The sequence below is a fragment of the Hydrogenophaga defluvii genome (assembly GCF_042665235.1).
GTDB classification, from domain to species: Bacteria; Pseudomonadota; Gammaproteobacteria; order Burkholderiales; family Burkholderiaceae_C; genus Hydrogenophaga; species Hydrogenophaga defluvii_A.
The window spans coordinates 1-12,173 of record NZ_JBHTBZ010000074.1 but is presented as its reverse complement, the minus strand read 5'-3'; the positions used below and the strand labels follow the sequence as shown (position 1 = coordinate 12,173).

Below are 12,173 nucleotides of genomic sequence, written 5' to 3'. Positions count from 1 at the left end.
GGAGCTGCTCCTGAACAGCCCCCAACACTCCACCCTCGTTCATTGAAACCAAGGGTGTTGCACTTCAGATTTGAATCCGCCAACTTTTGGTCATCGCTTCGGCCATCTTGTCGTAGTCGGCCGGGCTGGGCGCCGAACTGCAGGCAGACAGGACCACAGCAGCGGCGGGCAACAACATCCAGGTGGTTTTGTTCATGTGTGTGTCTCCTGCTTCAGCGCTTGATGGTGGGCACAGCGGATTCCGCGCCTTTGGCGTTGACGCCCATATAAACACCCAACGCAATCGTCACGTCGCTGGCGAACTTGGGCTCGGGGAAACGTTGCTGCCGGTAGCAGTCGTTCAGGCGCAGCTGCATGCTCCACATCTGACCGTTAGACACGCGGTAGGCGGGCCAGGCCGCAAAACCCACGCCGTCGCCCGGGTTCTTGGTCAGGTTGGGCAGGTCTTGCAAGCGGATGCGTTTGTCGTTTTCGCCATGGCAGGTGGCGCACGAAAAGTCGTGTGTGCCACCGCGCTGGAAGAAGGCGCGTTTGCCCAGCTCGTAGAACTTGCGCTCCTCGGCGTGGCCTTGTGGCAGGTCAAAGCGCATGCCCTTGGATTGGGTTGCCACGTAGGTGGCCAGCGCGGTCACATTGGCCATTTCGCCGCGGCCAAACGGTGTTTTCATGACCTCGGCGGCGTTGAAGCCCTGCAAGGTTTCCATGCAGGTCACCAGGCGCGATTCCAAGTCCTGCATCCGTCCGGTGTCGGCAAAGTAGCGTGGCAGTTTCACAAACGCGCCCTTCAGCACGCCCGGCCCTTCACCCAGATCGCATTTTTCAAGCGATGCTTTTTTGGGGCCACGCACCTGCTTCCACAGCTCCTCGCCCTTCATTTCGAACAGCTCGGCCGGGTTGCCGTCTTGCAACATCTCACGGTACTTGGCAATGCCATCAGCCGCCGACTGCGCCGAAGCGGCCGAGGCCACCGACGCGAGCACCATGGCCGCGATCCAGCGTTTGTTTTCCATCGCATGTCTCCTTTTTATGCTGTCAAACAAAAGAGAACGGCCAGCCTGTTGGCCGGCCGTGACTCTGACCCCCACCTTATCAGGCGATGGCCGCTTCGTCAGTACGGGTTTCACCCTTGTTGTCCACCCACTTGACCGCCAGCTTGTCGCCCTTGGCGCCGCCCTTGAATTTGAAGGACAGGAAGGGGTTTTGCGACACGGCGGTGCTCCACTGGGCCTTGAGCACGCTCTTGCCGTTGTGGGTGGCGTCCACTTCGGTGATGAAGTGGGCGGGAATGGTGTCGCCGGCGGCGTTCTTGCGCTGGCCGGTTTCCATCGGGTGGGACATCAGCACGCGGACTTCGGTCACGCCGTCTTTGTGGGCGGCACGGATGCGCATCGGATCTGCCATGGTGTTTCTCCTGAGAATTCGTGAATCGGATCAAGTCTTGGGTACAGTCTGCGGCATCAGCCGCCGCAACCACCCAGCGTGACCTTGGTTTCCTTGGTGGCCGAGTACAACTTGCCATCGGCCTTGACCACGGCAATGACGTTGGTGCTCTGGCCCATCTTCAGACGGGTCTGCACACTGGCCTCGGTGCCGGCAGGAATGAAGAAGGAGGCCGACAGCGGGTTGATGTTCTTCTCAACCAGCAGGTGGATTTCGGTGGTGTTGGCCAGGTTGCTGGTGGCGCCCACAGGCACCACGGCACCGTTTTCGGCAATGTCGGGCGCGACCACGGTGACCTGATCGCTGGTGGCCGGTGTGCCACCCACGGCCTTGAGCGCGTCGGCCAGGCTCTTGGCTTCAAAGCCGGCGCGGTTGGCCTGGGCCAGCGCCTGCTTTTCGGTGATGAGACCCAGCGCCACCAGCGTGCCCAGGGCGCCCGAGGTCTTGAGGACGTTACGGCGGGTGTTGTTCATGAATGACTCCTTGAAAAAAGGGGGGACAGGGCCAGCAATAGGCGGGAGCTTACGCTGACCCGAAGTCGTTGGCATCAGGGATTACGATTGGTTGCTTATATTCTGAATAAATCGCTCGCTCAGATCACTTCGCACCGGCGGCAATCCATTTGGCGATGGTGCGCGCATCGGCGTCGCCGATCTGCGGCTGGGGCGGCATCGGCACCGATCCGTACACGCCCGAGCCGCCACTCTTGATTTTGCCCACCAGATAGTCTTCCAGGTTGGCCTGGCCTTTTTGTTTGACCAGTATCTCGTTGAAGCCAGGACCCACAATTTTGTTGGTGACACCGTGGCAGGCGGTGCAGGCGTTGGCCGCGAGCAAACCTTTGACGTCGCCCGCCCCGCCGGCTGCGGCCACCACCACTGGCGCCGCCGCAGCGGCACCCTTGGCCGGCATGCTGGCCGGCGCGGGCTTGGTGGTGTCGGCACCGCGCACCGGGCCAATCACGCGGTTCTGTTCCTGGATGTTGCCGTGGGCGTCGCGGGCGAAGTCGGGCAGCGAGGAGTGGATTTTCTCGTCCACCGGGCAGTTCTTCATACAGGCCACGTTCTTCACATCACCCTTGCCGTTCACCTTCCACAGCGGCTCGTAGAACACCATGCCGTTGCGGTTGGGCATGCGTTTTTGCACCTCGGCGATGTTCTGATCCGACAATGTGAAATCGGCAGGCACGATCTCGGCCAGGCTCAGCAGGTAGGCCGTGGTGGCGTACACCTCCTCGGTGGTCAGCGTCTTGGGCGCGTTCCAGGGCATCGCGCGGTTGATGTAGTCCCAGATGGTCGAGACGGTGGCCACCTTCATGATGGTGGTTTTCTGCGGGAAGGTGGAGCCCTGCTCCAGGTTCTTCACCCGGCCACGTTCGATGTCGGCCTTGGTGGTGCCGCCAATGATGGGTGTGAACACCTCGTTGGACTCACCAAAACTGCCGTGGCAGGACGCGCACTTGGCCTCCCACACCTCTTCACCCTTGCTGACGCTGCCCGAGCCCTTGGGCAGGCCCTTGAAGTCGGGGCGCACATCGATGTCCCAGGCCTTGACTTCGGCCGGCGTGGCGTCGCGGCCAATCGAATGCCAGGGTTTGGCCTGGGCAAAAGCAGAACCCACCGCCAACGCGGCCATGGCGAGAACGATACGTTTTTTCATGGTCGGCACTCTCTCAGTAGACCTGCACGTTGGAGACTTCGCCGTTGGCCCCCACCAGCCACGACTGGATGGCGTTCTGGTGATAGACCGAACGGGTGCCACGCACGGCGCGCAGCTGGTTGATCTTGGGCTGCACGTAGCCGGTGCTGTCGATGGCGCGGCTTTGCAAAATGGCGGGCTTGCCGTCCCAGACCCAGTCGATGTTGAAGCGGGTGAAGGCCTTGTCCAGAATTGGCCCTTCCAGGCGGGCGGTGCGCCAGTTGCGCCCGCCGTCGGTGCTCACGTCCACGCGCTTGATGCTGCCACGCCCCGACCAGGCCAGGCCAGTGACGTTGTAGAAGCCCTTGTCCAGCAGCGTCTGCCCGCCTGACGGTGTGGTGATGACGCTCTTGCACTCCTGGATGCCGGTGTACTGGCGGTGTGTGCCATCGGGCATGTGGTCGATGTAGTGCACCGCTTCATCTTTGGTGGCGTACTTCTCGTCGCCCACCTCGATGCGGCGCAGGTACTTGACCCAGCTCACGCCCTGGACGCCCGGCACCACCAGACGCAGCGGGTAGCCGTTTTCAGGGCGCAGCATTTCGCCGTTCATGCCCCAGGCCACGATGCAATCGTCCATGGCACGTTCGATGTCGATGGTGCGGGTCATGGACGAACCGTCGGCGCCTTCGGCCAGCACGTATTTGGCCTTTTTCTTGTCGATGCCGCACATCTCCAGCAGGGTGGAGAGCAGCACGCCGGTGAACTCAGAGCAACTCACCATGCCGTGGCTGTACTGCACCGTGGGCACGGCCACGTTGCCCCATTCGGTGGCCGAGTTGGCGCCACACTCGATGAAGTGGATGCGCGAGACGCTGGGCAGGCGCATCAGGTCGTCCATGGTGAACACGCGCTCGCGCTTGACGAGGCCGTTGACCATGAGGCGGTGTTTGGAAGGATCGATGTCCCACCAGCCCTGGTGGTGACGCTCGAAGTGCAGACCACTGGGGGTGATGATGCCGAACAGGCCTTGCAGCGGCGTGAAACTCACCGACGCCTGGTTGACGCGGGTCAGTCCCGGGCTCTGGCGGCGCTGCAGGTTGGCTTCCCACTTGCTGGGTTTGCCGTAGCCGTCGGTCACCACAGGCAGGCCCAAACCGGTGGTGTGCTCGGGCATTTTGAGGATGGCCTCTTCGCCGTCGGCCGCCACCACCTTGGCCGATGCGGCCACACCGGCCCCCATGGCCAGGGCCTTGCCCATGAAGCTGCGGCGGGCCTTGCGAGCCAGCTCCAGCTTTTCGGCGTCGAGGAAATTCTCGGGCGCGGGAACGACCCGCCCAATGGTTTGACTCAGTTCGTCGGACACAGCGCGCTTCCTTTTTGAAGGTGGCCCCGCCCTGAAACGGGGCGCAGACCTTGGGGAATGTCCGAAGTATATTCGTACTTGCTGATATTCAGATACGAACAAACCCTGATGTCTTCGTTCCCACCGGCGGAGCATCGCAGCCGCCTGCCCCCTTGTGTGGCTGGGCGGTGTTGCCCATGAACGTTAAACTTTGTCAATTGTTTTGACGGGGTGTTCAAGGAGCAAACATGACCACTGCAACACACGCTTGGAGGCTGGCGTTGCTCGTGTGTGCCGGCTGGCTGCTGGCGCCCTGGGCGCACGGCCAGGAGCAATTCACGGTCAAGCGCGACGTGGCCCTGCGCGAGGCCCCTCAGCCCGATGCCAAATCGACGCCACTGCCCGCCAACGCCGTGGTCACCCGGCTAGACGAGCGCCAGGGGCCGTTCCGCCGTGTGCGCACCAGCGACGGCAAAACCGGCTGGCTGCACATGTTTGACCTGCAAAGCGGCGCACAGGCCACCCCCGCCGCGGCGCCCAGCACGGGCACCAGTGCGTTGCGCTCCCTGGGCCAGGCTTTCGGCGCCGGCGGCACCCGCCCCACCACCGTGGCCACCTCCACCGTGGGCATCCGTGGGCTGGACGCGGACGACCTGGCCAACGCCACCCCCAACCTGGCCGCGGTGGACGCCGCCGGCCAGCACAAGGTCAGCGAGCCACAAGCCCGCCAGTTTGCCCAGCGCGCCGGTTTGCGCCCGCGCGAAGTGGCCGACCTCAACCCCGCCCCTCCCTCCTCGGCGCCTGGCGCCGGCACGCTTGCACAGTGAGGACGCTGCCATGACACACGACCCACGTACCAGCACACGTACCAGCCCACGCCCCCGCCGCACGGGCCTGCGCCTGCTGCCAGCCGTGCTGGCCGCCGCCAGCCTGAGCGCCTGTGTGGCCACCGCACCCACCTCGGGCGGCGGCAGCGGCGGCTCCATCACCGATGCGCTGCGTTCACTGGGCAGCAGCGTGCAGGCGGCCGGTGCCAGCATGCCCGCCGTGGCGGCCAACCTGCCCCTGGGCGGCAGCGGCTCGTCGGCCGGGGAAGCCTTGAGCCTGGTGCAATTGTTGATGCAATCGATCGACAAGATCGACGAGCCCAAAGAGATTGAAATCGGCCGCAACCTGGCGGCCGTGCTGCTGGGTGCCAAGCCGGCCCTCAAAGACGCACGCACCCAACGTTACGTGAACGAACTGGGCCGCTGGCTGGCGCTGCATTCGAGCCGCCCGCAACTGCCCTGGTTGTTTGTGGTGCTGGACGACCCCGGCGTGAACGCCTTTGCCGCACCTGGGGGTTTTGTGTTCGTCACCAAGGGGCTGCTGGACCGCACCTTCAGCGAAGCCGAGCTGGCCGGCGTGCTGGCACACGAAATTGTCCACGTCGAAAAAAAGCACCACCTGCAAGCCCTGAGCGCATCAGCCCGCGCTGGGCTGGCCACGCAGCTGATCGGCTCACAGGTGCGCAACAACGTCGAGGGCGTGGTCGCCACGCAGCTCATGAACCTGGGGAAGAACCTGTACAGCAAAGGCCTGGACCGCGCCGACGAGTTTGAGGCCGACGCCCTTGGCGTGTCGCTGGCCACGCGCGCCGGTATGGACCCCTTTGGCTTGCCCACGGTGCTGCAAACCTTGTCCACTGTGCGCCCAGACGACCCGGCCTACCTGCTCGCCCTGGCCACCCACCCGCCCACCGGCCAGCGGCTGGCGTCGCTGCAAACGGCCATGGGCCAGCAGTTCGACCGCTATGGCGCCGCCCGCCAGGTGCCGGTGCGGGCAAGGGTGACGCAGACCTCGGCCACGCCGGCCGCCACTCAGCCCGCCAAAAAATAGGCGCCCGCCGCCTGAGCGTGGCGGCCGCCTACTTGGTCTCGAAGCTGGTCACCCAGCGCCAATCGGCCGGCAGCTTCTTCTGACGCCAGTCGGCCACGCGCTCGGCGTACAGCGCGTACAACACTTTGCCGGGCTGCGTCTCGCGCAGTTCGTCCAGCAAGGCCTGGGCCTGGGGCCAGTGCTGATGGCGGCAGGCTTGCAGGCACTGCGCCCAACGTTCCAATTCGTTGCCCACCGCATCCTCGGCGTCCAGCGCGGTGTAGATGGCCACGGCGGCGTCCTTGCCCTTGACTTTCACCGTGTCCAGCTCTTGCCAGGTGAAGCCGTCACCGGCCTGGGCCCGGGTGGTTTCGCTCACCACGATGTCCACACCGTAGTGTTTGCCCAGGCCCTCCAGGCGTGAGCCCAGGTTGACCGCGTCGCCGATCACGGTGTAGGAGCGCCGCAGGTTCGACCCCATGTCTCCGACACACATGACGCCGGTGTTGAGGCCCACGCCCATGCCAATCTCAGGCCAACCGCGCTGGCGGTGATCGAGGTTGATCTGGGCCACGGCCCGGCGCATGGCCAAGGCCGCCAGCACCGACAGGCGGGCATGCTCCGGCTCGGGCACAGGCGCGCCCCAGAAAGCCATCACGCAGTCGCCCATGTATTTGTCGATGGTGCCCCGGCGCTGGCGGATTTCGTGGGTGAGGCTGCTGAACACGCGGTTGAGCAAGGCCTGCAGTTCGGCCGCACCCATGGTCTCGGACAGTTGGGTGAAGCCCCGCATGTCGCTGAACATCACCGTCAGCTCGCGCTCCTCGGCGCGCATGCTGTAGCGTTCGGGCGCCTTCACCATTTCGTCCACCAGTTCGGGAGGCACGTAGCTGCCAAACAGTTGAGCCAGCTCGCGTTTGGCGCGGGTTTCGATGAAGTAGGCGTAGCTGGTGTGCAGCACATAGGCCAGCACCACCAGCAACACCGGGCTGACCACAGGCAGCACCAGCCCGTGCCGTGCAAACAGCCACAGGTTGGCCCCCACCAGCAGCGCGATCAGGGCCGCCGCCAGCATGGCCGACGACACGGCCTTGAGGCGTGGCAGGCCCCACAGCAGCAACGCCGCCGCGACCAGCAACACCAGCAATTCGTAGCCCGGTGCGTAGTCGGGTTGCACCAGCACATGGCCGTCCAACCAGGCCGAGATCAGGTTGGCGTGGGTCTCCACGCCGGGGTAGGCTTCGCCCACAGGTGTGGCCCGCAGATCTTGCAAACCGGGGGCGGTGGTGCCCACCAACACGATCTTGTCGCGCAAGCTGCCGGGGGCCAGGCGGCCGGCCACCACGTCGGCGGCCGAAACGTACTGGAACGAGCCGCCTTGAGGCCCGCCCGGGCCACGGAAGGGCACCAGCACCGCCACCCGTGAGTCCACCGCGATCTGCATGCGGCTGCCGCCCAGGTCCAGTCCCACGGCCGCCAGCACCGGGCCACCCGCCCAGCCCTCGGTACCTGGTGCCACCTCGGGCACCACCTTGGCCCCACCCGACACAGTGCGCAACACGGCCAGCGACAGCGACTCGTAGTACGCGCCCTCAAACCGGGCCAGCAAGGGCAGCGCGCGCACGAGGCCATCGCTGTCCACCACGGGGTTGAAAAAGCCCGCGCGCGGTGCGGCTTCGGCCAAGGGCGCGATGTTGCTGCCATGGCCGTCCCACAGCGTGGCGCGAAACGGTGCACCACCCTGCGCCTGAAGATCGGCTTCGGTGACCACGGGCGGCGGCAGGCGCCCGGTGCGCAAACCGTTGCGGTCGCTGGTGAAGTAGTAGCCCAGCACCACCTCGCGCCCGCGCAGGGCATCGGCAAAACGCTGGTCGTGGTCGAGCCGGCGGGTCAGTTCGGGCAGGCGCTCCACAAAACGCGGTTCGTTGCGCAGTTCGCCTTCGGCCAGGGCCTTGAGCTGGCCCAGGCCCGAGCGGTCGTCGGCTTCGGCAAACACGATGTCCATGCCCAGCACGGCCACCTGCTGCTCATCAAACAGGCGCTCCACCAGGCGGGCCAGGTGGTGGCGCGGCCAGGGCCAGTGGCCCAGCTCGGCCAGGCTTTTTTCGTCGATGTCGAGGATGACGATGCGCTCGTCCAGCGTGCGTGGCATCACGGCCAGCAGGCGTGCATCGTAGGCGGCCGCTTCGAGCCGGCTCAACCAGTCCTGGCGCTGCACGCCCGTGACGTGCAGCAACGCCAGCAACAGAGGCAACAACACCGTGGCGAGACGCAAAACCAGCTTGATCCAGCGTGCCATGGTGGGGCTCCTGCGTCAGAGATGGGGTGGTGTGATCGGGTCTTCGGTCAGTTCACCGGAGGTCAGGCGCAAGCGGCGGTCGCAGCGAGCGGCCAGGCTTTCGTCGTGTGTGACCAGCACAAAGGCGGTGCCCTGAGAGCGCGCCAGCTCGAGCATCAGCTCAAACACCGCGCCCGCGCTGCCACGGTCCAGGTTGCCGGTGGGCTCGTCGGCCAACACGCAGGCCGGGCGCGTGACCAAGGCACGGGCGATGGCCACCCGCTGGCGCTCACCGCCCGACAGCTCGGCCGGCCGGTGCGCCAGCCGCTCGGCCAGGCCGACGCGGGCGAGCATCTCGGCCGCCGTGCGGCCGGCTTCTTCGCGCGGCTGGCGGCGTATCCACAAAGGCATGGACACGTTGTCGCGGGCGCTGAACTCGGGCAACAGGTGGTGGAACTGGTACACAAAACCCAGGTGACGGTTGCGCAAATCACCTTGTTGGGCGGCACCCAACGTGGCGAGGTTCTGGCCCAGCAGCGTCACACTGCCAGCGGTGGGCGCGTCCAGCCCGCCCAGCAGGTGCAGCAAGGTGCTTTTGCCCGAGCCCGAGGCGCCCACGATGGCCAGGGTTTCACCGGCAAACACCTGCAGGTCCACGCCTTTGAGCACAGTGACGTCGAGACGGCCTTCGTGGAAACGTTTGGTCAGGCCGCTGGCCTGGAGAACCACTTGAGCGCCCGCCGCCGGGCCGCCCCAAGGCGGGCGAGCCCCCTCGGGGGGCAGCGAACCCAACGAAGTGGGGAGCGTGGGGGTGTTATTCATAGCGCAGCGCCTCCGCGGGGTTCACGCGGCTGGCGCGCCAGCTGGGGTACAGGGTGGCCACAAAAGCCAGCACCAGCGAAATCACCGCAATCGGCACAATGTCGGTCGATTGCGGATCGCTGGGCATGCGGCTGATGAGGTAAATGTCCTGCGGCAAAAAGGCGGCGCCGAGCAAACGCTCCAGTGCCGGCACCAGGGTGTCGATGTTGAAGGCGACCAACAGGCCCAGGGCCAGGCCACTGAGGGTGCCAATCACACCCACCATAGCCCCCTGCACCACAAACACGCCCATGATGCTGCGCGGGCTGGCGCCCAGGGTGCGCAGGATGGCGATGTCGGCGCGTTTGTCGGTCACCGTCATCACCAGCGTGCTCACCAGGTTGAAGGCGGCCACCGCCACGATGAGGGTGAGGATGATGAACATCATGCGTTTTTCGAGCTGCACGGCGGCGAACCAGGTGCGGTTCTGGCGGGTCCAGTCGCGCACCAGCAGGTCGCCGCTGAGCGAGCCGGCGATCTGCACCGCCACCTCGCGCGCCTTCTGCAAGTCTTTGAGCTTGATGCGCACGCCGGTGGGGCCTTCCAGGCGGAAGATGCGCGCGGCGTCGTCCTGATGCAGCAGGGCCAGGCCCGAGTCGTACTCAAAATGGCCGGAGTCGAACACCCCCACCACCGTCATCTGTTTGATGCGCGGCACCACACCGGCCGGCGTGATCTGGCCGCTGGGCGCGATCAGCGTGACCGTGTCGCCCTGGCGCACGCCCAGGCTGCGCGCCAGCTCACCACCGAGCACGATGCCAAACTCGCCCGGCACCAGGCGCGGCAACACCGTTTGCGACAGCTGCGCGGCCAGGTCGGTGACGCTGGGCTCCAGCACCGGGTCGATGCCACGCACGATGGCACCCTTCATGTCCTCGCCCCGCGCGATCAGGCCCTGGGCGCCGATAAAAGGCGCCGCCCCGATCACCTCTGGATTTCGCTGAATTTCGGCCAAAGTGGTAGGCAGATCGGGGATGGCCTCACCCGTGGGCGTGAACACCTCCACGTGCGAGAGCACGCCCAACATGCGGTCGCGCACCTCTTTCTGAAAACCGTTCATCACGCTGAGCACGATGATGAGGGCGGCCACGCCCAGCGCAATGCCCAGCATGGACACGCCCGAGATGAAAGAGATGAAGCCGTTGCGCCGGGTGGCGCGGCCAGCGCGGGTGTAGCGCCAGCCCAGGGACAGTTCGTAGGGGATTTGCATGCGTCGTATTCCGGCCGGCATTGTGGCATCCCGGACAATCCCCCCCATGCACGCCACGCATTTGCTGATTCCCCTGCCCCCCGCGCCTGTCGGTGCGGTTCTCACCCCGCCCCCAGAACTGACACGTCTGCTGGGCCTGATGGCGCCCGCCGGGCGACTCGACACCCCTGAAGACAGCCCTGCCCTGCCCCACGAGCTGGTGGTGGCCCGCCACAACGGCCTGAATACCGAACCGGGTCACACACCCTGGGCGGCATTTGAGACTGGCACGGTGGGCACCCCTTGCGCCTGGATCACGCCTTGCCACTGGCAGGTGGGCGCGCAGTACGTGGCCCTGGCCGACCCCGACACACTGGCGCTCGACGCCGCAGCGTCCGAGGCCCTCATGCGCGCCGCCGAGCCCTACTTTGCGGAAGACGGCATCGCGCTGCACCCCACCCAGCCCGGCGCCTGGCTGGCCAAGGGCGAGGTGTTCAGGGACTTGCGCACCTGGTCGCTGGGGCGCGCCACCGGCCGCCCCATCACCCCTGAGATGCTGCAGGCCTCCACCGGCCACCACCCAGGCTTGCGCCGCCTGCAGAACGAAATGCAGATGCTGTTCTACACCCACCCCACCAATGACGAACGCCAGGCACGGGGCCAACTGCCCATCAACGCCTTCTGGGTGACGGGCGCTGGTGCGCTGGCGCAGGCCCACGCCCCCCGGCCTGGGATGGTGGTGGACGGCCGATTGGCAACTGGGGATCCGCACGCCGCGTGGGCCGCCATAGCCGCCGACATCGCCTCCCACTGGCTGCCCCGCGCCCAGGCGGGCGAGGCGCTGCAATTGACGCTCAGCGGCGAGCGCGCGGCACAGACCTTTGCCACACAGCCCCGCTCTGTGTGGCGCCGCCTGCGCCAGGCCCTGCGCCAACCCGACACCACTTTCCTGACCACCCTATGAAACTCATCACCCGCGACGTGCCACCCCGCGCCGCCTGGGCGCTGGAGCAAAGCGGCGTGCACCCGCTGCTGGCGCGCCTGTACGCCGCGCGCGGCGTGCGCAGCCCCGACGAACTCGACGACACGCTCGCCCGCCTGATCCCGCCCAGCGCCATGAAAGGCGCAGAGGCCGCCGCGCGCCTGCTGGCCGACGCCATGGCCGCCCACCAGCGCATCACCATCGTGGCCGACTACGACTGCGACGGCGCCACCGCTTGTGCCGTGGGCGTGCGTGGCCTGCGGCTGCTGGGCGCGCCCATGGGCTTTACCAACGTGGCCTACCTCGTGCCCGACCGCGTCAACGACGGCTACGGCCTCACGCCCAGCATTGCCGAGCGCGTCAAGGCCAGTGGCGCGGACCTGCTGGTCACGGTAGACAACGGCATCGCCAGCCTGGACGGCGTGCGCGCCGCACGCGCCCTGGGCCTGCAGGTGCTGGTCACCGACCACCACCTGCCCGCCGTGATGAACGGCCAGCCCGTGGTGCCCGATGACTGTGTGATCGTCAACCCCAACCAGCCCGGCTGCACGTTTGAGAGCAAATCCATCGCGGGCGTGGGTGT

At 66.2% G+C, this 12,173-nt stretch carries 13 protein-coding genes; 4 read left to right on the top strand and 9 right to left on the bottom strand.

Features of this window, described 5'->3' with window-relative positions:
• Positions 1-64: 64 nt before the first annotated feature.
• From ACFQU0_RS19820 to soxC, 6 genes are all read right to left on the bottom strand, one after another.
• Positions 65-196 (bottom strand): hypothetical protein, encoded by a 132-nt coding sequence (locus ACFQU0_RS19820; RefSeq protein WP_382203660.1) that lies wholly within the window; start codon positions 194-196, stop codon positions 65-67.
• Positions 197-212: 16 nt separating this feature from the next.
• A complete protein-coding gene (gene soxA / locus ACFQU0_RS19815) occupies positions 213-983 on the bottom strand; it encodes a sulfur oxidation c-type cytochrome SoxA (protein WP_382203662.1) in 771 nt (256 codons plus the stop codon).
• 106 nt (positions 984-1,089) lie between these two features.
• Positions 1,090-1,401, bottom strand: a complete 312-nt coding sequence (gene soxZ / locus ACFQU0_RS19810) for a thiosulfate oxidation carrier complex protein SoxZ (RefSeq protein WP_382203658.1) — start codon at positions 1,399-1,401, stop codon at positions 1,090-1,092.
• Positions 1,402-1,457: 56 nt separating this feature from the next.
• Entirely contained in the window at positions 1,458-1,913 is a 456-nt protein-coding gene (soxY, locus tag ACFQU0_RS19805) for a thiosulfate oxidation carrier protein SoxY (RefSeq protein ID WP_382203657.1), read from the bottom strand.
• A gap of 124 nt (positions 1,914-2,037) precedes the next feature.
• On the bottom strand, positions 2,038-3,099 hold the full coding sequence (locus tag ACFQU0_RS19800; RefSeq protein WP_382203655.1) for a c-type cytochrome: 1,062 nt from the start codon (positions 3,097-3,099) through the stop codon (positions 2,038-2,040).
• Between the two features lie 13 nt (positions 3,100-3,112).
• Entirely contained in the window at positions 3,113-4,444 is a 1,332-nt protein-coding gene (soxC, locus tag ACFQU0_RS19795) for a sulfite dehydrogenase (protein ID WP_382203653.1), read from the bottom strand.
• 227 nt (positions 4,445-4,671) lie between these two features.
• On the opposite strand from soxC, the gene ACFQU0_RS19790 reads away from it, so the two are divergent.
• Both ACFQU0_RS19790 and ACFQU0_RS19785 read left to right on the top strand, forming a co-directional pair.
• The gene (locus ACFQU0_RS19790) at positions 4,672-5,250 is read left to right on the top strand and encodes an SH3 domain-containing protein (RefSeq protein WP_382203651.1); all 579 of its coding nucleotides are present in this window, start codon (positions 4,672-4,674) and stop codon (positions 5,248-5,250) included.
• A 10-nt stretch (positions 5,251-5,260) separates the two neighbouring features.
• Positions 5,261-6,301, top strand: coding sequence for a M48 family metalloprotease (locus ACFQU0_RS19785; protein ID WP_382203649.1), 1,041 nt, complete (start codon positions 5,261-5,263; stop codon positions 6,299-6,301).
• A gap of 28 nt (positions 6,302-6,329) precedes the next feature.
• Here the strand turns inward: ACFQU0_RS19785 and ACFQU0_RS19780 are convergent, their stop codons facing one another.
• Genes ACFQU0_RS19780 through ACFQU0_RS19770 form a run of 3 tightly spaced genes read right to left on the bottom strand, consistent with a single transcriptional unit; the run spans position 6,330 to position 10,629 of the window.
• Entirely contained in the window at positions 6,330-8,579 is a 2,250-nt protein-coding gene (locus ACFQU0_RS19780; protein WP_382203647.1) for a CHASE2 domain-containing protein, read from the bottom strand.
• 15 nt (positions 8,580-8,594) lie between these two features.
• On the bottom strand, positions 8,595-9,380 hold the full coding sequence (lolD, locus tag ACFQU0_RS19775) for a lipoprotein-releasing ABC transporter ATP-binding protein LolD (protein WP_382203646.1): 786 nt from the start codon (positions 9,378-9,380) through the stop codon (positions 8,595-8,597).
• On the bottom strand, positions 9,373-10,629 hold the full coding sequence (locus ACFQU0_RS19770) for a lipoprotein-releasing ABC transporter permease subunit (protein WP_382203645.1): 1,257 nt from the start codon (positions 10,627-10,629) through the stop codon (positions 9,373-9,375). The genes lolD and ACFQU0_RS19770 overlap by 8 nt, the downstream gene beginning before the upstream one ends.
• Positions 10,630-10,675: 46 nt before the next feature.
• Here ACFQU0_RS19770 and ACFQU0_RS19765 point away from each other — a divergent pair, with 46 nt between their 5' ends.
• Together ACFQU0_RS19765 and ACFQU0_RS19760 are read left to right on the top strand one after the other, a co-directional pair.
• Entirely contained in the window at positions 10,676-11,572 is an 897-nt protein-coding gene (locus ACFQU0_RS19765; protein ID WP_382203643.1) for a phosphoglycerate mutase, read from the top strand.
• The coding region (locus ACFQU0_RS19760; protein ID WP_382203641.1) for a DHH family phosphoesterase at positions 11,569-12,173 on the top strand (605 nt) is incomplete at its 3' end. The genes ACFQU0_RS19765 and ACFQU0_RS19760, both read left to right, overlap by 4 nt.